The 23,339-nt window shown below is 65.0% G+C and carries 20 protein-coding genes; 8 read left to right on the top strand and 12 right to left on the bottom strand.

Annotated elements, in window-relative coordinates:
- The 10 genes from NLM31_RS15645 to NLM31_RS15600 form a co-directional block, all read right to left on the bottom strand.
- Entirely contained in the window at positions 1 to 1,581 is a 1,581-nt protein-coding gene (locus NLM31_RS15645; RefSeq protein WP_254192792.1) for a Do family serine endopeptidase, read from the bottom strand.
- A 225-nt stretch (positions 1,582 to 1,806) separates the two neighbouring features.
- A complete protein-coding gene (locus tag NLM31_RS15640; RefSeq protein WP_254130215.1) occupies positions 1,807 to 2,289 on the bottom strand; it encodes a cytochrome c-type biogenesis protein in 483 nt (160 codons plus the stop codon).
- A gap of 4 nt (positions 2,290 to 2,293) precedes the next feature.
- Positions 2,294 to 4,276 carry a heme lyase CcmF/NrfE family subunit gene (locus tag NLM31_RS15635; protein WP_254192791.1) on the bottom strand — a complete coding sequence of 661 codons (1,983 nt, stop codon included), beginning with the start codon at positions 4,274 to 4,276 and terminating at the stop codon, positions 2,294 to 2,296.
- Complete coding sequence (gene ccmE / locus NLM31_RS15630; protein ID WP_254130213.1) at positions 4,273 to 4,782, bottom strand: cytochrome c maturation protein CcmE; 510 nt, start codon at positions 4,780 to 4,782, stop codon at positions 4,273 to 4,275. Before ccmE ends, NLM31_RS15635 begins: the two co-directional genes overlap by 4 nt.
- Before the next feature lie 37 nt (positions 4,783 to 4,819).
- Complete coding sequence (ccmI, locus tag NLM31_RS15625; RefSeq protein ID WP_254192790.1) at positions 4,820 to 5,935, bottom strand: c-type cytochrome biogenesis protein CcmI; 1,116 nt, start codon at positions 5,933 to 5,935, stop codon at positions 4,820 to 4,822.
- Positions 5,936 to 6,066: 131 nt separating this feature from the next.
- Positions 6,067 to 6,336 (bottom strand): hypothetical protein, encoded by a 270-nt coding sequence (locus NLM31_RS15620; protein ID WP_254135342.1) that lies wholly within the window; start codon positions 6,334 to 6,336, stop codon positions 6,067 to 6,069.
- 100 nt (positions 6,337 to 6,436) lie between these two features.
- A complete protein-coding gene (locus tag NLM31_RS15615; protein ID WP_254130211.1) occupies positions 6,437 to 7,840 on the bottom strand; it encodes a hypothetical protein in 1,404 nt (467 codons plus the stop codon).
- Between the two features lie 148 nt (positions 7,841 to 7,988).
- Positions 7,989 to 9,365: a sensor histidine kinase gene (locus NLM31_RS15610; protein WP_254130210.1), complete on the bottom strand. Its 1,377-nt coding sequence runs from the start codon at positions 9,363 to 9,365 to the stop codon at positions 7,989 to 7,991.
- A gap of 79 nt (positions 9,366 to 9,444) precedes the next feature.
- Positions 9,445 to 10,116, bottom strand: a complete 672-nt coding sequence (locus NLM31_RS15605) for a response regulator transcription factor (protein WP_212300418.1) — start codon at positions 10,114 to 10,116, stop codon at positions 9,445 to 9,447.
- Positions 10,117 to 10,347: 231 nt separating this feature from the next.
- Positions 10,348 to 10,503, bottom strand: a complete 156-nt coding sequence (locus tag NLM31_RS15600) for a hypothetical protein (protein ID WP_254130209.1) — start codon at positions 10,501 to 10,503, stop codon at positions 10,348 to 10,350.
- 236 nt (positions 10,504 to 10,739) lie between these two features.
- Between NLM31_RS15600 and NLM31_RS15595 the strand changes: the two genes are divergently transcribed.
- From NLM31_RS15595 to NLM31_RS15560, 8 genes are all read left to right on the top strand, one after another.
- The gene (locus NLM31_RS15595) at positions 10,740 to 11,726 is read left to right on the top strand and encodes a Ku protein (RefSeq protein ID WP_254192789.1); all 987 of its coding nucleotides are present in this window, start codon (positions 10,740 to 10,742) and stop codon (positions 11,724 to 11,726) included.
- Between the two features lie 58 nt (positions 11,727 to 11,784).
- Positions 11,785 to 12,021, top strand: a complete 237-nt coding sequence (locus NLM31_RS15590) for a hypothetical protein (RefSeq protein ID WP_254130207.1) — start codon at positions 11,785 to 11,787, stop codon at positions 12,019 to 12,021.
- Between the two features lie 187 nt (positions 12,022 to 12,208).
- A complete protein-coding gene (locus NLM31_RS15585; protein WP_254192788.1) occupies positions 12,209 to 12,391 on the top strand; it encodes a hypothetical protein in 183 nt (60 codons plus the stop codon).
- A gap of 186 nt (positions 12,392 to 12,577) precedes the next feature.
- Positions 12,578 to 12,742 carry a Flp family type IVb pilin gene (locus tag NLM31_RS15580; RefSeq protein ID WP_254135341.1) on the top strand — a complete coding sequence of 55 codons (165 nt, stop codon included), beginning with the start codon at positions 12,578 to 12,580 and terminating at the stop codon, positions 12,740 to 12,742.
- Positions 12,743 to 13,158: 416 nt separating this feature from the next.
- Entirely contained in the window at positions 13,159 to 13,584 is a 426-nt protein-coding gene (locus NLM31_RS15575) for a hypothetical protein (protein ID WP_309143688.1), read from the top strand.
- 194 nt (positions 13,585 to 13,778) lie between these two features.
- A complete protein-coding gene (locus tag NLM31_RS15570) occupies positions 13,779 to 15,434 on the top strand; it encodes a thiamine pyrophosphate-requiring protein (protein WP_256562149.1) in 1,656 nt (551 codons plus the stop codon).
- A gap of 95 nt (positions 15,435 to 15,529) precedes the next feature.
- Positions 15,530 to 19,099: a GAF domain-containing protein gene (locus NLM31_RS15565; protein ID WP_254192785.1), complete on the top strand. Its 3,570-nt coding sequence runs from the start codon at positions 15,530 to 15,532 to the stop codon at positions 19,097 to 19,099.
- Positions 19,100 to 19,177: 78 nt separating this feature from the next.
- The gene (locus NLM31_RS15560; RefSeq protein ID WP_254196193.1) at positions 19,178 to 20,809 is read left to right on the top strand and encodes an alpha/beta-hydrolase family protein; all 1,632 of its coding nucleotides are present in this window, start codon (positions 19,178 to 19,180) and stop codon (positions 20,807 to 20,809) included.
- A 6-nt stretch (positions 20,810 to 20,815) separates the two neighbouring features.
- On the opposite strand, the gene NLM31_RS15555 is transcribed toward NLM31_RS15560, so the two are convergent.
- The gene (locus NLM31_RS15555; RefSeq protein WP_254192784.1) at positions 20,816 to 22,405 is read right to left on the bottom strand and encodes an MDR family MFS transporter; all 1,590 of its coding nucleotides are present in this window, start codon (positions 22,403 to 22,405) and stop codon (positions 20,816 to 20,818) included.
- Between the two features lie 161 nt (positions 22,406 to 22,566).
- Positions 22,567 to 23,082 (bottom strand): YcgN family cysteine cluster protein, encoded by a 516-nt coding sequence (locus NLM31_RS15550; protein WP_254130201.1) that lies wholly within the window; start codon positions 23,080 to 23,082, stop codon positions 22,567 to 22,569.
- Positions 23,083 to 23,339: the final 257 nt, after the last annotated feature.

The following is a 23,339-nucleotide window of genomic DNA, read 5'->3' as shown; positions in this document are numbered from 1 at the left end:
TTAACCTTTGGCGATGGGCACGGCGACGAAACGCGACTGGCCGCCGCTCTTCACGCGCATCAGGACGCTGTTCTTGTTGTCAGTCCGCGCGGTGTTGATGGCGTCGCGGACATCGCCGGCGGTGCTCACGCTCTTGCCGCCGACTTCGAGAATCACGTCGCCTTCCTTGAAGCCGCGCTCGGCGGCTGCGCTCTTCGGATCGACTTCGGTGACCACGACGCCGTCCTTGCCGGCGCCGGCCACGGAATTGGCGGGAGCAACCGTCATGCCGAGCTTCGGCACGTCGGTGCCCTTGCTGGCGCCCTTACCGCTGTCGTTGTCGATGTCGGCCTTGGCCTCGACCGTGTTCGGCAGCTGGCCGAGGGTGAGGTTCACGACCTTGTCCTGGCCCTTGTGCAGCACGTTGAGCTTCACGGACGCACCGGGCGCCATGCCGCCGATGGTGCGGGCGAGTTCGCGGGCGTCCTTGACGGATTCGCCGTTGACCGACGTGATCACGTCGCCGGACTCGATACCGGCCTTGGCCGCCGGACCATCCTTCTGCGGCTCCGCCACCAGCGCGCCTTCGGCCTTCTTCATGCCGAGGCTGTCGGCGATATCAGAGGTGACAGGCTGGATCTGCACGCCGATCCAACCGCGGCTGACCGAGCCCTTGTCCTTGAGCTGGGCAACCACGCTCTTGACGGTGTTGGCGGGGATCGAGAACGCGATACCGACGCTGCCGCCGGAGGGCGAGTAGATCGCCGTGTTGACGCCCATCACCTCGCCGTTGGTGTCGAAGGCCGGGCCGCCCGAATTGCCCCTGTTCACGGGCGCGTCGATCTGGATGAAATCGTCATAGGGGCCGTTGCCGATATCGCGGCCGCTGGCCGAGACGATGCCCGCGGTCACGGTGCCGCCGAGGCCGAAGGGGTTGCCGACCGCCAGCACCCAATCGCCGATCCGCGGCTTGCTGTCGGCGAGCTTGGCGAACGGGAAGTTCGAGCCGCCCTCGACCTTGATCAGGGCAAGATCGGTGCGCTGGTCGGTGCCGATCACCTTGGCGCTGTAGGTCTTGCCGTCGTCGGTGGTGACCTCGACCTTGTCGGCGCCGTCGACCACGTGGTTGTTGGTCACCGCAAAGCCGTCAGCCGAGATGAAGAAGCCGGAGCCCTGGCCCTGCACGACGCGGCCACGACCGCCACCCTTCAGACCGGGAATGCCGTCCGGGCCGCCGAAGCGGCGGAAGAAGCGCTCCATCGGCGAGCCCGGCTGGAACGGCGACTGCGCATCGTCGCCATCATCGTTGCTCGCGGTCTTCTCCTTGATGTTGACCTTGACCGAGATCACCGAGGGCTTCACGCGCTCGACGATGTCGGCGAAACCGATCGGACGCTCGACCTTCTTGACCTCGTTGTTGACCTGCGCGTTCGCCGGTGTGGAGAACAAATCGGCGGGCGAGGTCGACGGGCTGAAGCCGTGGACCGCGATGCCGAGGCCGGCGACGACCGAGGCCATCAGCGCGATCCTGCGGGCGGAAAACACCGAACGGCGAGGCTGCCGGTAGGACGGAAGGTTCGTGAGGTCGATACGGTCGTTCATGCAGCTCTCCAGGGCCTTGAAATCCATTTGGTGCCTGGTAGCGGCACCTTACGGACCTGAAGATGGGGACTTGCGCCTTACCGCGCGCTGGCTGCGGGGTTAAACTTTTGTAATAAAGACCGCGCCGTCCTGCGGCAGTTTAGCGCAGGTAAAAAATCGTGGTTTGACAGGAACTTAATCAAGTTCCGGTGACGGCACCAGGCGCTCGCGCCGACGTGAATCCGGCTAGCGCGATGCCGCGTCCTCGGACATCAACGCCGCGAGCCGCGCCTCTTCGTCCGGCGTCAGCGGCGGCGTCGGGACATCTGCACCTGCTTGCGCACGGCGGCGATTTTGCCGCCACAGCGCAAAGCCGCCACCGGCCAGCAGCAGCGGCGCGAGCAGCCACAACAGCATGGTCTGCCGTTCGAAGCGCGGCTTGAGCAACACGAACTCGCCGTAACGGGCGACCAGGAAGTCGAGCACCTCGCCATTGCTGTCGCCGGCCGCGATCCGCTCGCGCACGAGAAGACGCAGGTCGCGCGCGAGCGGCGCATCGGAATCGTCGATCGACTGGTTCTGGCAGACCATGCAGCGCAGCTCGCGCGACAGGTCGCGCGCGCGGGCCTCCTTGACCGGATCAGACATGATCTCGTCAGGCTGCACGGCGTAGGCCGCCGGAGCGGCCAGCAGCACAAGCGCGACGAACGCGGCCATCATCCGGCGCATCGCGTCACTCCGCCGGTTGCAGGCGCTGCTTGGCCCGCGCCGGCTTCGGCGCGCCGACCCGCAACCGCCGGTCGGACAGCGACAGCACGCCGCCGAACGCCATCAGCACCGGTCCCCACCAGATCATGAGCACCAACGGCTTGTGATAGATGCGCACGGCGATCGCGCCCTCGGCCGTGACATCGCCGAGCGAGATGTAGAGCTGGCTCGCGCCGCGCGTCAAAAGCGCAGCTTCCGTGGTGGAGGAGCCGCGCGTGGTGAAACTGCGCTTCGACGGCGTCATGACACTCAGCGCGTCGCCATCGCGACTGACGTTGAACTGGGCGATCATCTCGCGGTAGTTCGGCCCCTGCCGCTCGGTCAGGCCGTCGAGCTTCAGCTCGTATCCGGCGACCTGCGCGACGTCGTTCGGCTTCATGGTCGCGATATATTCGCTGTTCCAGGTGGTCTCGCAGACGATCCCGATCAGCGCGACGCCGAGGCCGGCATGCGCGAACGCGGTGCCCCAGGCCGAGCGCGGCAGGCCGCGGGCGCGATGGAACGTCGTCGCGAACGGCAGGCGAAACAGGCCGGTTCGCTGAGTCATGTCGGTCACAGCGCCGGCGATGACGAAGACCCCAAGCCCGATGGCCAACGGCGCCAGCGCGCTGCCGCCACGGGTCCAGGCCCAGACGATGGCGATCACCACGAGACCCGCCACGCCGGCCGCGAGCAGCCGCTGGGTGACGCCGAGCAGATCGCCGCGTTTCCACGCCAGCATGGGACCGAACGGCACGGCGAGCAGCAGCAGCACGAACAGCGGCACGAAGGTGAGATTGTAGAACGGTGCGCCGACCGACATCTTGAAGTCGGCGAGCACCTCCATCGCCAACGGATAAAGCGTTCCGAACAGCACGACCGCGCAGGCCACCGTCAGCAGCAGATTGTTCAGCACCAGCGCGCCCTCGCGCGAGATCGGCGCGAACAGGCCACCCTGCTTCAACGAGGTCGCGCGTCCTGCGAACAACGACAGGCTGCCGCCGATGAACAGGCAGAGGATCAGCAGGATGAAGACGCCGCGGGTCGGATCATTGGCGAACGCGTGCACGGAGGTGATGACGCCCGAGCGCACCAGGAAGGTGCCGAGCAGCGACAGCGAGAAGGTCAGGATCGACAACAGGATGGTCCAGACCTTCAGCGCGTTGCGCTTCTCCATCACCAGCGCCGAGTGCAGCAGCGCCGTGCCGGCGAGCCAGGGCATCAGCGAGGCGTTCTCGACCGGGTCCCAGAACCACCAGCCGCCCCAGCCGAGCTCGTAATAGGCCCAGTAGGAGCCCATCGCGATCCCGAGCGTCAGGAAGATCCAGGCGACCAGCGTCCACGGCCGCACCCAGCGCGCCCAGGCCGCATCGATCCGCCCCTCGATCAGCGCCGCGATCGCGAACGAGAACGAGATCGAGAAGCCGACATAGCCGAGATAGAGCATCGGCGGATGCACGGCGAGACCGATGTCCTGAAGCACCGGATTGAGATCGCGCCCCTCGATCGGCGGATTGACGATGCGCAGGAACGGGTTCGAGGTGATCAGGATGAAGAGATAGAAGGCGCTCGCGATCCAGGCCTGAACGGCGAGCACATGCGCGCGCAGCGACAGCGGCAGATTGTTGCCGAAGGCGGCGACGAGCCCGCCGAACAGCGCCAGGATCGATACCCACAACAGCATCGAGCCTTCATGGTTTCCCCACACGCCAGTGATCTTGTAGATCAACGGCTTCATCGAGTGGGAATTCTCGTAGACGTTGGCGACGGAGAAGTCCGAGTTCACGTGCAACGTCACGAGCGCGATGAACGACGCGCCGACGAACAGGAGCTGCGCCAGCGCGGTGGAGCGCGCCACGTTCATCAGCGCCGGATCGCGCAAGCGTGCGCCGATCATCGGCACGAAGGACTGGATCAGCGCCAGCGCGAGCGCCAGCACCAGCGCGTAATGTCCGGCTTCCGCGATCACCGCACCGCTCCCTGCGAATTGCCCTGCGCCGTGGTCGCCGAAGGCCTTGTGGCACCGGACGCCTGGGCGCCGTAATCGTCCTTCCAGTGCCCCTGCTTCTTCAGGGCATCGGCAACGTCCTTGGGCATGTAGGTCTCGTCGTGCTTGGCGAGCACCGTGTCGGCCTTGAACACGCCGTTGGCATCGAGCGCGCCTTCGGCAACGACGCCCTGCCCTTCGCGGAACAGATCGGGCAAAATGCCCTTGTAGGCGACGGGCAGCTTGGCGCCGCCGTCGGCCACCTCAAACGTCACCGCGAGATTGTCGCCGCGCTGGAGCGAACCCGGCTGCACCAGGCCGCCGAGCCGGAAGCGCTTGCCGGGCTGGACGTGCTTCTCGGCCACCATGGTCGGGGTCGAGAAGAACACGATGGAGTCGCGCAGGGCATTGAGCACCAGCGCGGCCGCGAGCGCGAGCACGGCGAGCGAGCCGCCGATGATGGTCATACGTCGCTGCTTGCGCGTCATGGCGTATCCGTTCTCCGCTCGTCTCGTGCCGCGACTGTCATCCGTCGAGCCCGAGAGTCTTGAGGCCTTCGTTGAGCTGGCGCAACCGCTCGGAATCCCTGGCGACCGCCTGACGGGCGTCGGTCGAGGCTCCTAGCGCCTTGTCGCGATCGCCCATCACCAGATAGGCGCGCACCAGACGCAACCACCCTTCGACATCGTCGCCGTTCTGCTTGAGGCGCGTGGCGAGACGTTCGACCATGCCGCGGATCATCGCGTTGCGATCGCCGTCGTTCATCTCCTTGGACGCAGCGATGGTCTCGTCGGACAGCGCCGGCATCGTCACGCCGCCACCGCCGACCCGCGCGAGCGAGGTCTGCACCAATGGCCGCCACGGCGCATCCGCGGGTGCTTTCGCCAGCAGCGCGCGCCAGATATTGGCGGCGTCATCCTTGCGGCCGTCCTGTTCGGCGGCGAGCCCGAGGAAGTAGTTCGCCTTGGGATCGTCGGCGTTGAGCGCATGCGCGCGCTCAAACTCGGTCTTGGCTTCCGCCGTCACCACGCCGCTGGCGGCGGCCGTGACCGCCTCGCCGAGATCGGAGCGGCGCTCCGCGCTCTCGCCGTTATAGGCGATCGAGCTGCGATAGGCGCGCACGGCCTCGTCGAAGCGGCCAAGCCGTTCCAGCACCGGCGCGAGCACGTTCCAGCCGCGGCCATCGGTCGGATTCTTTTCCAGGTGTTGCTGGACCTGCACGACGAGGTTTTCCAGCGACTGCGCCATGCCGGACCCGGCGCCACTCTCGCGCTGCGCCAGCGGGAAGTCGCGAAGCGCGGGCGAGCCGAGCGGAATGTAGATCGCGGCCGCCACCAAAGGCAGGCCGACCAGCGCCAGCACGGCGGCCGCGCGGCGCCATTTCAGACTGGACGTCGGCACGAGCGCAGACTCGGTGCCGGCGGCGGCGAGCAGCCTGCGGCTGATCTCGACGCGCGCCGCCTCGGCTTCAGGTCGCGCGATCAGGCCTGCGGCGAGATCGCGCTCGATCTCGGCCAGCTGATCCTTGTAGACCGCGACCTCGCTGCCTTGATTGTCAGGACGCGCGCCACGGCCGAGCGGCCAGAGCACGGCGAATATCGCCGCGACCGTCATCAGCGCGAACACGAACCATAGCGTCATCAGGCAAGCTTCCGGCAGCGCGCGAGCCGCGCCTGTAGCTGGCTTTACACCACGGCCGGACGATGCGGCAATTGACAATTGTCAATTTGGCGCGAGCGCACACAGTCCCGAAATGGTGACAATCCAACGGCTTAGCCGATCTCGAAGTCCGCGCTTTGAGCGGCGTCCTCGCCGTGCCCGTTGAAGGCCTTCAGGAAGTATGTTCCCGGCACGATTGCTTCAGGCAATCTGATCCGCAACGCCCCGACGGGAACGGGCGATGCAACCCTGGTGACGGTCTCGGTCAGCTGCCGACCGCTTGCCTTCTCGACCAGCACCACCTTCGCGCCGACCATCAGCCGTTGATATTTGGCAACAATGACGCGGTTTTCGATTTCGATGGAGCTGATAATGGGTTTCATGCGCCCACAGATAGAAATTCCAGAAGCTTGCGCGGCGACCGTAGGGCTCGCCACCGGCAGCGTCAACCACAAATTGTGATCACGAAAAGATGCGCTTGAATCAGCTTGCGCGGGTCGATTTGCGCTCGCCGGTTGCCGCATTCTCCGCGGCGCGGCTCATCAACGAGGCGTAATCGTCGCCGAACAGCACCTGGCAGAAGCGGATCGCCGCCTGCACCTGCTGCTGCCGGTAGGTGCGGACCTTGTGATCGGCGGCGCGCAGCGATTGCACCAGCTGCTCGGTCGACCGTTCCACGTATTGCTGCAGGTCGGAATAGGTGCGCAGCGTCACCTCGTTGATCGCGAGCTCGCTGGCGTAGTTGCGGCAGGTTGCCACGAAATCGATCAGCGCGACGGTTTCCTCGACCTCGGTGCTGTCGATCCGCGCGCCCGGCGGAATGTCCTTCTCCGCGCGCTGGCGCAGGATGCGGCGGACGCGGCCGGGAACGCTGTCGATCTCCGATTGCAACGCATTGGAGATGTCGGCCCGGATCGAGGTCAGCTGCTTGCCCCAGGCTGAATCGTTGCGCAGGTCGAGCTCGGTGCGCAGGCCGCGGACGCCGTCATGCAGCGCCTTCAGATTGTCGGCGACGGTCTCGAAATGACCGCGCTTGATGTCCATGCGCAAATTGGCGGCAACGCGGGCCAGATCGTGCAGGGCCATCGTGACCGCCACGCCGTACGGCGTCGCGGCGACGCGGATCTCGTCGTCGGACGCGGCGATCTTGATGGCGAGACGAATGATCTGCCACGGCGCGGTCATGCGCTGGACCACTACCGACAGCGCGAATGGCAGCATCTGCGGGGTCTGGAGCACGGGAATGTTGAGCGCGGCGGTCACCGAGGTGATCTGGGGATCGCCGAATGCGCGCAGGAAGCGCGGCAGCTTTTCATTGAGCGTGCCGAGCGCCTCGCGAACGGCGAGCACCGCGCCGATCGAATAGAGGTCCTCGATCACATTGGGCGGACCGACGCGGGCGAGCGCGCGCGACTTGTCACCGCCACCCGGCCCCGTCAGCTCGAAGATGGCATCTGCCGCCACCGCCTGGAGCTTCAGCGCGAGCGCCTCGACCTGCCCGGAACTGTCCGTCGCCGGCATGCGCGCCAGCGCCGCCTCGAATTCGTTGATCTTGTCCGGGGCACCGTCGCGGCCGAGCCATTGCCAGATCGGAGGCAGCGAGGAGCGGCGGATCTGGCCGACCCGGGTCGGGGCGCCGTTCTCCACCAGGAACGGTTCCAGCACCTGGAACAGCAGTCGCGACAGATCGTCGGTGCGCGGCGGCGGAGCCTCGTCGGCCTCGGTCTTGCGCACGATCTTGCGCAGCTGCTCGAGCACGAGGGTCGCCACAGCGGTGTCCTGGCCGCGCTCGAGCGCGCGCTCGAACTCCCGCATCAGCAGCGCCTGCGCCTGCGGCGGGAGCTGCGCGAGATATTCCCTCAGCCGCTCGATCGATGTCTGGCTCATGCGCCCGGGTAATGCACGGTAAAATGGCGGACGTAGGATGGGTCCTGCACGATCATAGGTGGGAGCGCCTTAAGAAGCCGTTGAGGAAGTCGCTCCGAATACGCCCGGTTTCGCCCGAAAGCCCAAATAATCGTTTGAGATCAGAGGATTATATTCCCGGCAGCACCAGCTCGGCCCGCAGGCCCCCGATCGGCGCGCTGCCGAGCGAGAGGCTGCCACCGTAGAGCGCGGCAAGGTCGGTCACGATCGACAGCCCGAGCCCGGAGCCCGGCTTGGACTCGTCGAGCCGCTGGCCGCGCCGGGACACCTGGGCGCGTTCGGCCTCCGAGAGGCCGCGCCCGTCGTCATCGACGATGAGCCGCAGCCGGGGGCCTGCCCCGGCCTCGGTCGGCGCCTCCACCACCACCTCGATGAAGACGCGCGAGGCTGCCCATTTGCAGGCATTGTCGACGAGATTGCCGACCATTTCCTCCAGATCCTGCCGCTCGCCGCGGAATTTCGCCGACGGATCGGCCTTGGCCTCGACCACGATGCCGCGGCCGCGGTGGATCTTCTCCATGGTCCGCCGCAACGCTTCGATGGCGGGGGCAACCTCCGTCACCGTGCCGACGATCGAGACGCGGGCCGCGATGCGGGCGCGCTCCAGATGATGGGCGAGCTGGCTGCGCATCACGTCCGCCTGCTCCATCACCTTGGCCGCGAACGGATCGGCGGCGTGCGTTCCGGCCTCGTTGACGATCACCGACAGCGGCGTCTTGATCGCGTGGGCGAGGTTGCCGACATGGGTGCGGGCACGCTCGACGATCTCTCTGTTGGCGTCGATCAGTGCGTTGGTCTCGCGTGCGAGCGGCGCGATCTCGACCGGGAATTCGCCCTCCAGCCGCTCCGCCCGCCCGGAGCGGATGTCGGCGATGGATTCCGAAATGCGCTTGAGCGGCGCGAGGCCGAAGCGGACCTGGAACACCGTCGTCAGCAGCAGCACGATGCCGAGCGCGGTGAAGGTGCCGCCGAGATAATAGTCGAAGCTGCGCGTCTCGTCGAAAATCTCGGTGTCGTCGCCGGCGACGCTGACGAGATATTTGCCGTCGGCGCCGAGATCGACGGGACGCTCGACCATGCGCAGATTCTGGCCTTCGGGCCCGTCGACATAAGCGAGGCGAATGCCGGCCGCGGTGAGCTCGGTGCCTTGATCCTCCAGCTTCGGCAGCTTCTTGTCCCAGAGCGAGCGCGAGGACCGTACCTCCGGCTTCTCGGTGTCGGTCCGCGTGATCTGCCAGTACCAGCCGGACAGCGGCAGCTCGAACAGGGGCTCGCCGAGCGACTGGAACTGCCGGTCCGGCGGCTCGTCGGGGGTGGCGACCTCGGCGATCAGGGTACGGAGATAGAGGTTCAGCCGGCGGTCGAAGGCACGCTCGGTGGCGTTCTTGTAGACCGACGACAGCACGACGCCGGTGATGGCCAGGATCACCACGAGCCAGGCGGTCGCCGACAGGAACAGTCGGTTGGCAAGCGAGCTGGCGGGCATCGGAATGATCCCGGAGGCGCGAGGCGGTGGCATGGCTTCGGCGGTCATGACCGGACCAAGGCCCGTGCCGGGGCGCCCGTCAAGCCCCTGCGGCCGGCGGGGTCAGGAGATAACCAAGGCCACGGACGGTCTGGATGATGTCGACGTCGAGCTTCTTGCGGATGCGGCCGACGAAGACTTCGATCGTGTTGGAGTCGCGGTCGAAATCCTGGTCGTAGAGATGCTCGACCAGCTCCGTGCGCGACACGACGCGCCCCGAATGGTGCATCAGGTAGGCCAGAAGCCGATATTCGTGCGAGGTCATCTTGACCGGATTGCCGGAGACGCTGACCCGGCCGGTGCGGGTGTCGAGCGTGACCGGGCCGCAGCTGAGCTCGCTCTGGGCATGGCCGGTGGAGCGGCGCAGCAGCGCACGGATCCGCGCCAGCACCTCCTCCAGGTGGAACGGCTTGGCGACGTAATCGTCGGCGCCGGCATCAAAGCCCTGGACCTTGTCGCTCCAGCGGTCGCGCGCGGTGAGGATGAGGACCGGCATGGTGCGGCCGTTGCGGCGCCAGGCTTCCAGCACCGAGATGCCGTCCTTCTTGGGCAGGCCGATATCGAGCACAACGGCGTCATACGGCTCGTTATCGCCGAGATAATGCCCCTCCTCTCCGTCAAAGGCGCGGTCGACGACATAGCCGGCGTCCGTCAGCGCCTTGGTGAGCTGGCGATTGAGATCGGGGTCGTCCTCAACAACAAGCAGGCGCACGCTTCTCTCCGGGAATAGGCTGCACGATCGATCGCCAGAGATGAGCAATTCCGGCGTGAACTGAGTATGAACGCGGGGAACCGCCGGCGTTACTTTTTGGTCATATACGATGTGTCCGCGCCCGACGCGACTGCGCCCGCCAGGCCACCGGACGAGACCTGTGGCATGGCGGGCGCAATGTGCCGCGTTAGCGGCTGAGTCGGAAGGTCCGCCCTTCCTGTAAGCCCTCCGTCAGGTCCGGAAGAACACGAACCAGACGACCGCGAGAATCAGGATTGCAAGCCCGGTCGAGATGGCGAGCAGCGCGGCCACCGACGGGCCAGGTTCGCCCTGGCGTGCCTCGGTCGCAGTTTCGACGATCTGACGGTGCTCGCGCGTGGTTGCCATGGTGACCTCGATCTCTGGATGTCGCCTCCGATGACCGCGACGTCAGCACGGCCCTGTGTCCGAAGCCAACGCCCGATCCGATTTGATGTTCCGGCTTTTTGCCAAGGGACCGGGCCGAACCGCGGTGGTCAGCGACTGGTTAACGCAGTTGCAAGAATCCGACCTGAGCCGTGTATGATTCGGTGTTCCCCGATGGTATCCTCATAAGTCTGTCCCCGTTGCGTTTGGAGTAGCCCATGGCCCCCCGCGCCAATTGGAAGGGTTTTCTGCGTCTCTCGCTCGTGACCTGCCCGGTCGCGCTGTATCCGGCCACCTCGGATACCGAGAAGGTCTCGTTCAACCAGATCAACCGCAAGACCGGCCACCGGATCAAATATCTGAAGGTCGACGCCGAGACCGGTGACGAGGTGACCTCCGAGGACATCGTCAAGGGCTACAAGGTCGACACCGACACCTACATCGAGGTCACCAAGGACGAGCTCGACGACATCGCGCTGGACTCGACCCATACGATCGAGATCGACGAGTTCGTCCCGAGGACCGACATCGACAGCCGCTATCTGATCCGCCCCTATTATCTCGTGCCGGACGGCAAGGTCGGCCACGACGCCTTTGCGGTGATCCGCGAGACCATCCGCAGCATGGACAAGGTCGCGATCGGCCGCGTGGTGCTGACCAATCGCGAACACATCATCGCGCTCGAGCCGCTCGAGAGCGGGTTGATGGGCACGCTGCTGCGCTACCCCTATGAGGTGCGCAGCGAGAGCGAATATTTCGACGACATCCAGGACGTCAAGCTGACGAAGGACATGCTCGACCTCGCCAAGCACATCGTCGAGAAGAAGTCCGGCGCATTCGAGCCGGAACTGTTCGAGGACCATTACGAGACCGCGCTGATCGACCTCATCAACAAGAAGCGCTCGGGCGCGCCGATCGCAGCGAAGGCGACACCGAAGAACGGCGGCAACGTCATCAATCTGATGGACGCGCTGAAGAAGAGCCTCGCCAGCGAAAAGGACGCGACGCCCGCAGCGAAGGTCGCCAAGGAGACGGTCAAGGAAACCGCCAAGGCCAAGAAGCCGAAGAAGCGCGTCGAGGGCCAGCGCGAGATGCTGCTGCCGATCTCGGGCAAGGGCGGCAAGGATGCAGCCGCCAAGGAAGCCGCGCCGAAAAAGGCCGACAAGCCGGTGCGCGCGACCACACGGACGAAGAAGGCCGGCTGACGACCTCGCATCACCGATCGCGCCGTGACGCCTCCCCTCACCGATCGGGCAGCCTGACGTGCCCTGGTCGACGCCGTTCGACGATCCGATTGACGTGCGCGGCGGAGGCCGGCTGCGCACGCTGCAGGAGGCCGCCGATTTCATCATGCAGCTTCCCGAAGCCGAGCAGCAGGAGCCGCGCTGGCAGACCGCGATCGAGATGCTGATCAACGCGGCGGAGACCGGCGGCGGCTGGCTGATGTTCGCACGCGTCGGGATGCTGCGCGCGCTGAACGCGGACGACCGGCGCGGCTGAGCCGCGATCGGCATGCTTGCCGATCGGTTGACGAACAGCCTCAACAATCCCTTAAGCGGCGCGGTCCCTTTCGCCTGATCATGTCATCGTGTCGCACTGAGTATTCCTACGGAAGCCAAAATTAACCTCCGATTCCCCTTGCGCGCACCATGGTCCGGCGATCGAACGAGCCAGGGTTCGCAGCTTCGTGCCGCAGCAGGACGCCAGAAAGAACTACATCGGCATCGTGAATGACACGACCGAGGACGAGCGCGTCGCCGACGGTGCGGCGCGCCTGCAGCCACATGTGGTGGGCTATCTGGTCGGCCGTCTCGCGGCCGTGCTGGGACGCCCCCGCAAGGATTCGTCGGGCTGCACCACCACGGGTTGACGCGGCCCGGCTTCCATTCATTTGAATTGGATAATGAAACCTTCGTTTAACGGCTGTTACGTTAAGACACAGCTGGCAAGGTTCGGCCGAGCCTTGCCTATTTGACGCGCGCAAATGCCCGTCGATCATTTTACCAGTTTGATAACGCCGCGCGCCTACATTGGACCGGATGATGAGGAGTTGGCGATGATTTTGCTCAGGTCTTTTCTTGCCGATGAGAATGCCGCCACCGCAATCGAATACGGCCTGATCGCCGCCGGCATTGCGCTCGCCATCGTCACCGTCGTGACCAACACGGGCAGCGCCCTCCTCAGCAACAAGTTCAACTCGATCAGCGCGGCCACGAAGTAAGGCTGTCTCCTCGTCGTTGCGAGCGCAGCGAAGCAATCCAGAGTCTTTCCGCGGAGAGATTCCGGATTGCTTCGCTGCATTCGCAATGACGAAGCGAGAAGGATTCGCGATGCCGTAGGATGGGTAGAGCGAAGCGAAACCCATCAAAGCTTCTTGCACGCTGAAACATGATGGGTTTCGCAAGTGCTCTACCCCATCCTACAACCTTACATTCCCATTTAGACACCCGCCTTCGCACTCTCGCGACAGCTTTCGCCCCTTTCGAGAAAAGGGAAAAGCCAGGACTGGCACCCCATTTCCGTCAATTTTGACGATCATGTGAGTGCTGATATTCTTGATGGCATGGCGCGAAAAGCCATCCTGTCGATCATTGAACCCGAGCTATTTGAAGGATGCCGATGAGACGCACGACGCTCTTGGCTCTCGGCCTCATCCTGGCCGGCGTCTGGTTCCACGACAGCGCGCAAGGACAGACGTCGTCCTCGCCGCCGGTTTCGCTCACTCCGCCCAATACATCGCCACCGCATGCGAGCGCCAAAAACACCAGGCCCAAGGGCGAACCGGCCTTGGTCACGAACCATAGAACTCCGCCGGCCGGCAGAGAGCCCTCGCCACCCGTGATCGGCGGGCCGGCCTCGATGCCGAACCCAGCCGCCGACTACGACGGCTTCAGCGCCAGCACCGACGACAATGACGCACCGAGCCAGCTGGCGCCGCCTGCGAGGTCACGCGCGGCAAAGGGCTCCAATCGGGATACAGGCAATCTCGACGCGCAATCATTGATCGATCAAGACGACGATGCATTGAAGCGAAAGCTGACCATCTGCAAAAACTGCAAATAGGAAGGTTGGCAAGCCAGTAGCCCGGATGGAGCGCAGCGAAATCCGGGGTCGGGCCGCGTTTGCGATGTCCCGGATTGCGCTGCGCTCCATCCGGGCTACGAGAGTTCGCTGCATAGCTGACTGTCACTTGCTCACGCTTTACCCTCCCGCCATTTCCTGATCCTCTCTCCTTAATCGGCCGGACCAACCGGCCTCTGCCTGAGGAGAGAGACGCCATGAAGCTCGGCACCGCCATTGCGGAAATCATGCGGCGCGAGGGGATCGAGATCCTCTGCGGTTATCCCGTCAACCATCTGATCGAGCACGCGGCGAAGGCCGAGATCCGCCCTGTGATGGTGCGTCAGGAACGCGTCGGCGTGCACATGGCGGATGCGATCTCGCGCGTCACATCGGGACGCACGGTCGGCGCGTTCTGCATGCAGCATGGACCGGGCGCAGAGAACGCGATGGGCGGCGTCGCGCAGTGCTTTGGCGAATCCGTGCCGGTGCTGGTGCTGCCGATGGGCTATCAGCGCAGGCTTGCGCATATCGAGCCGAACTTCAATTCCAGCGAGGCGATGAAGCCGTTTTCGAAATCGTCCGAGCCGATCATCCTCGCCGCGGAGGTCGCCAACATTTTCCGCCGCGCCTTCACCAAATTGAAGAACGGCCGCGGCGGCCCCGTGATCGTCGAGATTCCCGCCGACATGTGGAACGAGGAGGTGCCGGAACCTCTGAACTATACGCCGGTGCTGCGCACCCGGTACGGCGCCGACCCCGTGCATGTGAAGGAAGCAGCAAGCCTGCTTGTCAGCGCAAAACGTCCCGTGATCTATGCCGGCCAGGGCGTGCATTACGCCCAGGCGTGGCCGCAGTTGAAGCGGCTTGCGGAACGGCTGGCCATTCCCGTCACCACCAGCCTCGGCGGGAAATCCTCATTCCCGGAGACGCATCCGCTCTCGCTTGGCTCCGGCGGGCTTGCCGTGCCGCGCGCCGTGCCGAAATTCCTCGGCGAAGCCGACGTCATCTTCGGCATCGGCTGCTCTTTCACCGAGACCAGTTTCGGCATCGCAATGCCGAAGGGCAAGACCATCATCCATTCGACGCTCGATCCCAATCATCTCAACAAGGATGTCGAGGCGAAGATCGGCCTGGTCGGCGACGCCGGCCTCGTGCTCGACGCACTGCTAGAGGAGATCAGCAAAACGGTCACCGCCGATCGCGATGCCTCGGCGGTCGCGGCCGAGATCGCGGCTTCGCACAAGGAGTGGCTGGCGAAGTGGATGCCGAAGCTCACCAGCAATGATGCGCCACTCAACCCCTATCGCGTGCTGTGGGACCTTCAACACACCGTCGATATCGACAACACCATCATCACCCATGACGCCGGCAGCCCGCGCGACCAGCTCTCGCCGTTCTGGAAAGCGGTGACACCCCTCTCCTATCTCGGCTGGGGCAAGACGACGCAGCTCGGTTACGGCCTTGGGCTCGCGATGGGGGCCAAGCTCGCCAAGCCCGACAAGCTCTGCATCAATGTCTGGGGCGATGCGGCTATCGGTTTCACGGGCATGGATTTCGAGACCGCGGTGCGCGAGCGCATTCCGATCATGTCGATCCTGCTCAACAATTTCTCGATGGCGATCGAGTTGAAGGTGATGCCGATCTCGACCGAGAAATATCGCTCGACCGACATTTCCGGCGACTATGCCGCGATGGCCCGCGCCTTCGGCGGCTATGGCGAACGGGTGACCAAGCCGGAGGACATCATCCCCGCGATCAAGCGCGGCATCCAGAAGACCAGGGAAGGCATCCCCGTGCTGCTGGAGTTCATCACCAGCAAGGAAACCGAGGTCTCGCGGCCCGGCACGTGAGGCAGCCGCAACGCCGCGGGCGCTGGCTCCGGCCGCAGGAGATGTGATAATCCGGCACGGTGCCGCGCCTGTCGCGGCATTGAGCCGGAATGCGAATGACCACCCTTTCCAACGATGCTGCCGGGATCGACGAGCTCAAGCGGCAATTGCAGTCGGCCGCGGCCGAGAACGCGCGGCTGCGCGATCGGCAAAACGCCAGCGCCGAGATCCTGCGCACCATCGCGGCCTCGCCCTCCGATGCCCGGCCGGTCTTTGCGGCGATCGCGTCGAGCTCAAAACGCCTGCTCGGCGGCTTCTCCGCCACCGTGCTCCAGTTCATCGGCGATGAGCTGCACCTCGTGGCGTTTACGCCGACGAGCCCGGAAGGGGACGAAGGGCTGAAGGCGTCGTTTCCGCGGCGGATCGAGGATTTCCCGACCTTTGCGCTGGTTCGCGGCGGCGAGACGATCCAGTTTCCCGACTGCGAGGCCAGTCACGTGCCGCAGTTGAACCGCGATCTGGCGCGGCTGCGCGGCTTTCGCAGCGTGCTGTTCATGCCGCTGATGAATCGCGGTGCGGCGGTCGGCATGATCAGCGTCACGCGCACGGAGACGGGCGCATTCGCACCCGACCTCGTGGAGTTGCTCCAGACCTTTGCCGACCAGGCGGTGATCGCGATCGAGAACGCGCGACTGTTCAACGAGACGCGCGAGACGCTGGAACGCCAGACTGCCACAGCCGACATTTTGAGGGTGATGGCAGCTTCGCCCTCCGACGTGCAGCCGGTGTTCGATGCCATCGCCGCCAATGCCAACCGGCTGATCGGCGGCTTTTCCACCGCCGTGCTGCGCTATGTCGACGGCGCGGCGCATCTTGCAGCCTTTACACCGGGCGATCCCGCCGGCGACCGCGTGCTGCAGGCCTCGTTCCCGGTGCCGTTCGCCCAGTTCCCGGCCTACCAGCTCGTCGCCAATGGCCAATCGGCGCAGTTGCCCGACACCGAGCTCGAGCCCGCGGCGCGTGACATCGCCCGCGCGCGCGGCTTCCGCAGCATGCTGTTCACGCCGCTGATGAGCGAGGGCGAAGCCAAGGGCGTCATCATCGCCACGCGGCGTACGACCGGCACGTTCGCCGAGCATCATGTCCGTCTGCTGCAGACCTTCGCCGACCAGGCCGTGATCGCGGTCAAGAATGTCAGCCTGTTCAACGCCACCAGGGAAGCGCTGGAACGGCAGACGGCGACCGCCGACATCCTCAAGGTGATTGCGGCCTCGCCCGCCGATGTCACGCCGGTGTTCCAAGCGATCTCAGATAGCGCCAAGGCGCTGGTCGGCGGACATTCCTCCACCGTCACCCGCGTGATCGATGGCATGCTGCATCTGGCGGCGTTCACGACAGACAATGAAGCCGGCAATGCGGAGCTGCTCAGCACGTTCCCGGCGCCGCTGTTGTCGTCGGGCATTCACAGCCGCGTGGCGACCAGCGGCGCGTACGCGTTCCGCAGCGACATGCAGAACGAGGAAGACCTGACGGAAGCGATGCGGGAGCTGGCGCGGACGCGCGGCTATCGCAGCATCCTCGTGATTCCGATGCTGCGCGACGGCGTTGCGATCGGCACCATCGGCGTGACGCGGCGCGAGGCCGGTCATTTCCCCGACAAGGCAATCAGCCTGCTCAAGACCTTTGCCGACCAGGCCGTGATCGCGATCGAGAACACACGGTTGTTCAACGAGGTGCAGGACCGCACGCGCGAGCTCACCGAATCCCTGGAGCAGCAGACCGCGACATCGGAGGTGCTCAGCGTCATCAGCCGATCGAATGGCAATCTCGCGCCGGTATTCGAGGCGATGCTCGGCAAGGCAATGCAGCTCTGCGGTGCCAATTTCGGTGTGCTCAATACCTACGATGGCACGCAGTTCCACACAGCCGCCACTTACGGCTTGCCCCCCGCCTATGATGAATTCCGGCGCAAGGCGCCCCTCAACTATGGTCCGGCCACCGCGCCCGCGCGCCTATTGAGGGGCGAACCGTTCGTCGAAATGGTCGACCTTGTGGAGTCGGACGCCTATCGCAGCGGAGAACCGAACCGCCGGGCGTTGGTCGATCTCGGCGGCGCGCGCTGCCTGCTCGCGGTGCCGTTGCTTCAGGACGAGCGCGTGGTCGGCAACGTCATGATCTTCAGGCAGGAGAACCGGCCCTTCTCGCGGAAGCAGATCGCCTTGCTAAGCCAGTTCGCGGCGCAGGCCGTGATCGCCATCGAGAACGCACGGCTGCTCAGCGAATTGCGTCAGCGCACCGAGAATTTGACCGAGTCGCTGCAACAGCAGACGGCGACGGCCGACGTGCTCAAGGTCATCAGCCGCTCGGCATTCGACTTGCAGGCCGTGCTCGATACGCTGGTCGAATCGGCGGCGCGCCTATGCGAAGCCGATGTGGCGGCGATTACCCGCAAGTCCGGCAGTACCTATTTCCGGGCAGGCTCCTACGGCTTCCCAGCCAAGTTCGTCGAATATGTAAGGGATCTCCCGGTCCGGCCAGATAGGCGCACCATCACGGGCCGGACTTTGCTCGGCGACAAAGTGGTCCATGTCACCGACGTGCTGGAAGATCCCGACTACTTCTTTGAAGGCCAGGAACTGAGCGGCAATCCGCGTAGCTTCCTCGGTGTGCCCTTGCTGCGCGAAGGCAGCACGGTAGGCGCAATTGTTCTCGCACGTCGCGCAATCCGGCCGTTCAGCGAAAAGCAGATCGAACTCGTTACAAGCTTCGCCGACCAAGCCGTCATCGCGATCGAGAATGTGCGCCTCTTCGACGAGGTGCAGGACCGCACGCGCGACCTTGCGAAATCGCTCGACGATTTGCGCGCGGCGCAGGATCGGTTGATCCAGACCGAGAAGCTCGCCTCGCTCGGACAGCTCACCGCCGGCATCGCGCACGAGATCAAGAACCCGCTCAACTTCGTCAACAATTTCGCCGCGCTCTCGGCCGAACTGACCGAGGAGCTGAACGAGGTGCTGACACCCGCTTCGCTCGGCGACGATGTCCGCAACGAGGTCGACGAGCTGACGTCGATGCTGAAGGACAATCTGCAGAAGGTCGTGCAGCACGGCAAGCGCGCCGATTCCATCGTCAAGAACATGCTGCTGCATTCGCGCGAAGGCGGCGGCGAGTACGGCTTGAGTGATATCAACGCGCTGGTCGAGGAGAGCCTCAACCTCGCCTATCACGGCGCGCGCGCCGAGAAGCCGCAGTTCGATGTGACGCTGAGACGTGAGCTCGATCCGGCGGCGGGCTCCGCAAATCTGTTTCCGCAGGAGATCTCGCGGGTGCTGCTGAACCTGATCTCGAACGGATTCTATGCGGTGGCAAAGCGCCAGGCAGGGAGCGGAGCAGGCACGTTCGAGCCGGTCGTGACCGCCACGACCCGCGACCGCGGCGACGCCGTCGAGATCCGCATCCGCGACAACGGTATCGGCATTCCCGATGACGTGAAGGCAAAAATGTTCAATCCGTTCTTCACCACAAAGCCGGCGGGCGAAGGCACCGGCCTCGGACTGTCGATGAGCCACGACATCGTGGTGAAGCAGCACGGCGGCACGATCGACGTCGCGACGGAGCCGGGTCAATTCACGGAGTTCACGATTTTGCTGCCGCGGAACAGCGGTTTTGCGGACAACAAGGGATAGCATCGTTCGGGAGATAACTTGACTGGTCTCGCGCGGTTCATTCAGCGGCAATTGCTTTCGCTGTCCGGCATCGGCCTCATGCTGGGCGCGGTGTTCTTCGCGGCCGCGCTGACCCCGACGCTGATCCCGCGCAGCTATCTCACGCAGGGGGCGCTGGCCGGAGGCTGTTTTGCGATCGGCTATCTCGCCGGCGTGCTGTGGCGCCGTCTGTGGCACTATCTCGAGCTGCCCGAGCCGTCGCCGCGCGCAAGATCTGCTGCGAATGCACTTGTCGCGGCCGGCTGCCTGCTCATCGTGATCGCCGCACTCTGGCGCACAACCGCATGGCAGAACGCGATCCGCACTGTCATGAAGATGGAGCCGGTCGAGACCGCGCATCCGCTCAAGGTCTGCATCGTCGCCCTGATCACGTTCGTGGTGCTGCTGGTGCTGGGGCGGCTGTTTGCACTGGTCGCCCGCCTCCTTGCTGCGGGCACGCGGCGCGTCATTCCGCGGAAAGTCGCGAACGTCATTGGCGTGCTCGTCGCAGGCCTGCTGTTCTGGTCGATCGCCAGCAATGTCCTGATCCGCACGGCGTTCAACGTGCTCGATTCCTCGTTCCGCGAGCTCGATATCCTGTTCGAGCCCGAACGCCCGCAACCGACGGCATCCGATCGGACCGGAAGCCCGGCATCGCTGGTGAAGTGGAAGGAGCTCGGGCGCATGGGGCGCCGCTTCATTGCCTCAGGCCCGACCGCAGCCGAGGTCAGCGCCATCACCGGACGCGCCGCGCAGGAGCCCGTGCGCGTCTATGTGGGCCTCGCAGCCCGCGAAACGGCGCAGGCGCGCGCCAGGCTTGCACTCGACGAGCTTAAACGCCAGCACGGTTTCGAGCGCAAACTCCTGGTCGTCATCACACCGACCGGCACGGGCTGGATCGATCCGGCCGCGATGGATACGGTGGAATATCTCCATCACGGCGACGTCGCCAGCGTCGCGATGCAGTATTCCTATCTCAACAGCCCGCTGTCGCTGCTGTTTCAGCCCGAATACGGCGCGGAAGCCGCGCGCGCCCTGTTTGCGGAGATCTACGGCTACTGGACGACGTTGCCGAAGGACAGGCGGCCGAAGCTGTATTTGCATGGGCTGAGCCTTGGCGCCCTCAACTCGGAGAAATCCGCCGAGCTGTTCGAGACCATCGGCGATCCCATTGCCGGCGCGCTGTGGAGCGGTGCGCCGTTCGAAAGCCGCATCTGGCGCTCGATCACCGACAACCGCAATCCGGGCTCGCCGGCGTGGCTGCCGGAATTCCGCGACAGCCGCTTCGTGCGCTTCATGAACCAGAACGGGCCGACGGTGCCGCCGGACACGCCGTGGGGACCGATGCGGGTCGTCTATCTGCAATATGCCAGCGACGCGATCACGTTCTTCGCCTATCGCGACGCCTATCAGGCCCCGGCCTGGATGAGTGCGCCACGCGGGCCCGACGTGTCACCGGAGCTGAGATGGTATCCCATCGTCACGATGCTGCAGCTCGCGCTCGACATGGCGGTCGCAACCAATGCGCCGATGGGCTTTGGCCATGTCTACGCGCCCGAGCATTACGTCGATGCCTGGGTCGCGGTCACCGATGTCAATGATTGGTCGGCCGAGGCGCTGGCGCAGCTCAAGAGCCATCTTGCTGCGCGAGCACGACGGGCACCTGACGACGATACCGACCGCGGCGGATAGAGCGCCCTACTCCGCCATCTCGACGGATTGCGCCGTCGAGGGCCCGGCCAGCGGCCGCTCCTCCATCATGATCAGGCAGAGCGCGGCGGTGGTCATCAACGCGGTCGCGGCCGCAAAGACGTAGCGGAACGCGTGCCGCATGTCTTCGCTGGGGATCGCGGGGATGCTGCCTGCGGCGTGATGCTCGCCGGCAAGCGGAATGTCGGCGCCGAGCGCGATCAAGAGGATCGCGGCAAACGCGGCGACCGTGAACGAGGACATCAGCGAGCGGAAGAAGTTCATCGCGCCGGTGATGGTGCCGACCTGCGGACGGGCCACCGAATTTTGCAGCGAGACCACACAGACCGGGAAGGTCGTGCCGAGACCGAGTGCAAACGCGGCCATCAGCGTCAGCAGTCCCCACAGCGGCAGCGTGGTGACCGTGAGGCCGAGCGCGCAGATCGCAGCCCAGGAGGTGCCGATGATGGCGACGCGCTTGTAGTGCTTGGCGCGCGCCATGGTGCGGCCGGCGATCGCCGCGCCACAGGTAGAAACCGCAGCGAGCGGGATCAGCGCAAGGCCAGCCTCGCTGGCGCTGAGATGATAGACCGACTCGTAGTAGAGCGGCAGCTGGACGGTGAGGCCGGTGATGGCCCCGAGGCCGCAACCGCCGGCGGTCAGTGCGAACGGTGCGACCGATCCCGTCAGCAACTTCAACGGCAGGAACGGCTCGTCCGAGCGGCGCGCGTGCCAGACGAAGGTGACCGCGAGCGCAACGGCGCCGCCCACCATCGACAACACGGTCGGCGAAAGCCAGGGATAGCGCGTGCCGCCCCAGGTCAGCACCAGCATGAAGACGACGGCGGAGGCCATCAGCAGCACGCCGCCGAGCCAGTCGACCTTGCGCTTGCGGTGGAACACCGGGATCTTCTTCATCTTCGGCAGCAGCAACGCGAGCGCTGCGGCTGCGAGCGGCAGATTGATCCAGAAGATCATCGACCAGTGCAGATGCTCGGCGAACACGCCGCCGATGACGGGGCCCAAAATGCCGCCGACCATCCAGACGCTGGAGAAATAAGCCTGGTACTGGCCGCGCTCGCGCGGCGACACCACGTCGGAGATCACGGTCTGCACGACAGGCATGATGCCGCCGCCGCCGAGCCCCTGCAGGCCGCGCGCCAGGATCAGCATCGGCATGCTCGGCGCGATCGCGCATAGCACCGAGCCCGCAATGAAGAGGCTCAACGACACGATGATCATGGCCTTGCGGCCGTAGATGTCGCTCAGCGTCCCGAACACCGGTGCAACCGCGGTCGAGGCGAGCAGATAGGCGGTGATGACCCAGGACAGGTTCGAGACATCGCGGAACTGGCGCCCGATGGTCGGCAGCGCAGTGGCGACGATGGTCTGGTCGAGCGCGGCCAAAAACATCGTCAGCATCAGGCTGAGGACGATGGTCCTGACCTCGTCCTGCGACAGCGGGACCGGGGGTGCGAGGGAAGGCGCGTCACTGACGCTGATGACCTCGCCCGGAAGGCGGGTCAGTTCCTCGGCGATATCGTCGGGCAATGTCTGGATGTCGGCAGACTGGCTGCTCTGCCGTGCGAACTGGTTCATCTCGGGCTGTCGGATCGAGCGTGTTGCGGTGCAAAGCCGCGAAGGATTCGTTCTATGAAGCCAATGTAGACAGCAAAGTTCTTCTCAGGCAGGCACCGCGGCGCATGGGTGCATCCCGCACCGCGGTCATCCCGAACAATTGATCTGAAGCTGCGGGTCGATCAGTCCTTGGGGCGTCGCTTCAGGCGTGCCCGTTTCGGGATCTGCCCCGGCCACTGCACGAGATAGTTCTCGAGCTGGTCGTCAGGGACCCCCTCTTCCGTGCCCGAGACCCGGCCGCGCACGGAGACGCCGGCCTCGTGCACCGTGTTGGGATCGCCCGAGATCAGCGGATGCCACCAATAGAGATCGCGCCCTTGCGCGACCAGCCTATAGCCGCAGCTCGGCGGCAACCACGGCAGGGTGCGGACCTTCTCGGGGGTCATGACAACGCAGTCCGGGACGAAGTCGAAGCGATTCGCGTAGTCCTTGCAGCCGCTGGTGCAGGAATCGAGCATCTTGCAGCTGACATCGGTGAAATAGATTTCGCCGGTATCCTCATCTTCGAGCTTGCTCAGGCAGCAGCGGCCGCAGCCGTCGCACAGGCTCTCCCATTCGGCCGGCGACATGTCCTCCATCTTCTTGGTTTTCCAGAAGAATCCATCCTGGTCTGAAGGTCGTTTGCGAGCTGCGGTCATGCGCCTGATACGAGTCCCAAGAGATGCGGCCGGCGCCATCTAGGGCGCCCGGCCGGAAAGCTGCAAGCAATGCCCCCGCAAGGCCCGTAATGAACCGGGGTTCAATTAGGCCTGTTGTTCAAAATTGCGAGCCTGACCATTGGTTTATAGGCCCCGCTCGGCTAGAAGAACAGCAAGTCCCCACGGACGCGAAACGGGCGCCTTGGGTTTGCCGCAACAATCCCGCAAGACGTCTCGATGCCGCCCCGGCCGGGTGC

It is taken from the genome of Bradyrhizobium sp. CCGUVB4N (assembly GCF_024199945.1).
Taxonomy (GTDB): Bacteria; Pseudomonadota; Alphaproteobacteria; order Rhizobiales; family Xanthobacteraceae; genus Bradyrhizobium.
The sequence above is the reverse complement of the archived record's forward strand: the minus strand, read 5'-3'. Positions and strand labels throughout refer to the sequence as shown.

Excerpts from the sequence above, each read along its gene's own strand:
- NLM31_RS15645 (WP_254192792.1), bottom strand. The coding sequence starts at position 1,581 with ATGAACGACCGTATCGACCTCACGAACCTTCCGTCCTACCGGCAGCCT.
- NLM31_RS15640 (WP_254130215.1), bottom strand. The coding sequence starts at position 2,289 with ATGCGCCGGATGATGGCCGCGTTCGTCGCGCTTGTGCTGCTGGCCGCT.
- ccmE (WP_254130213.1), bottom strand. The coding sequence starts at position 4,782 with ATGACGCGCAAGCAGCGACGTATGACCATCATCGGCGGCTCGCTCGCC.
- ccmI (WP_254192790.1), bottom strand. The coding sequence starts at position 5,935 with ATGACGCTATGGTTCGTGTTCGCGCTGATGACGGTCGCGGCGATATTC.
- NLM31_RS15620 (WP_254135342.1), bottom strand. The coding sequence starts at position 6,336 with ATGAAACCCATTATCAGCTCCATCGAAATCGAAAACCGCGTCATTGTT.
- NLM31_RS15615 (WP_254130211.1), bottom strand. The coding sequence starts at position 7,840 with ATGAGCCAGACATCGATCGAGCGGCTGAGGGAATATCTCGCGCAGCTC.
- NLM31_RS15610 (WP_254130210.1), bottom strand. The coding sequence starts at position 9,365 with ATGCCCGCCAGCTCGCTTGCCAACCGACTGTTCCTGTCGGCGACCGCC.
- NLM31_RS15600 (WP_254130209.1), bottom strand. The coding sequence starts at position 10,503 with ATGGCAACCACGCGCGAGCACCGTCAGATCGTCGAAACTGCGACCGAG.
- NLM31_RS15595 (WP_254192789.1), top strand. The coding sequence starts at position 10,740 with ATGGCCCCCCGCGCCAATTGGAAGGGTTTTCTGCGTCTCTCGCTCGTG.
- NLM31_RS15580 (WP_254135341.1), top strand. The coding sequence starts at position 12,578 with ATGATTTTGCTCAGGTCTTTTCTTGCCGATGAGAATGCCGCCACCGCA.
- NLM31_RS15565 (WP_254192785.1), top strand. The coding sequence starts at position 15,530 with ATGACCACCCTTTCCAACGATGCTGCCGGGATCGACGAGCTCAAGCGG.
- NLM31_RS15560 (WP_254196193.1), top strand. The coding sequence starts at position 19,178 with ATGCTGGGCGCGGTGTTCTTCGCGGCCGCGCTGACCCCGACGCTGATC.
- NLM31_RS15555 (WP_254192784.1), bottom strand. The coding sequence starts at position 22,405 with ATGAACCAGTTCGCACGGCAGAGCAGCCAGTCTGCCGACATCCAGACA.
- NLM31_RS15550 (WP_254130201.1), bottom strand. The coding sequence starts at position 23,082 with ATGACCGCAGCTCGCAAACGACCTTCAGACCAGGATGGATTCTTCTGG.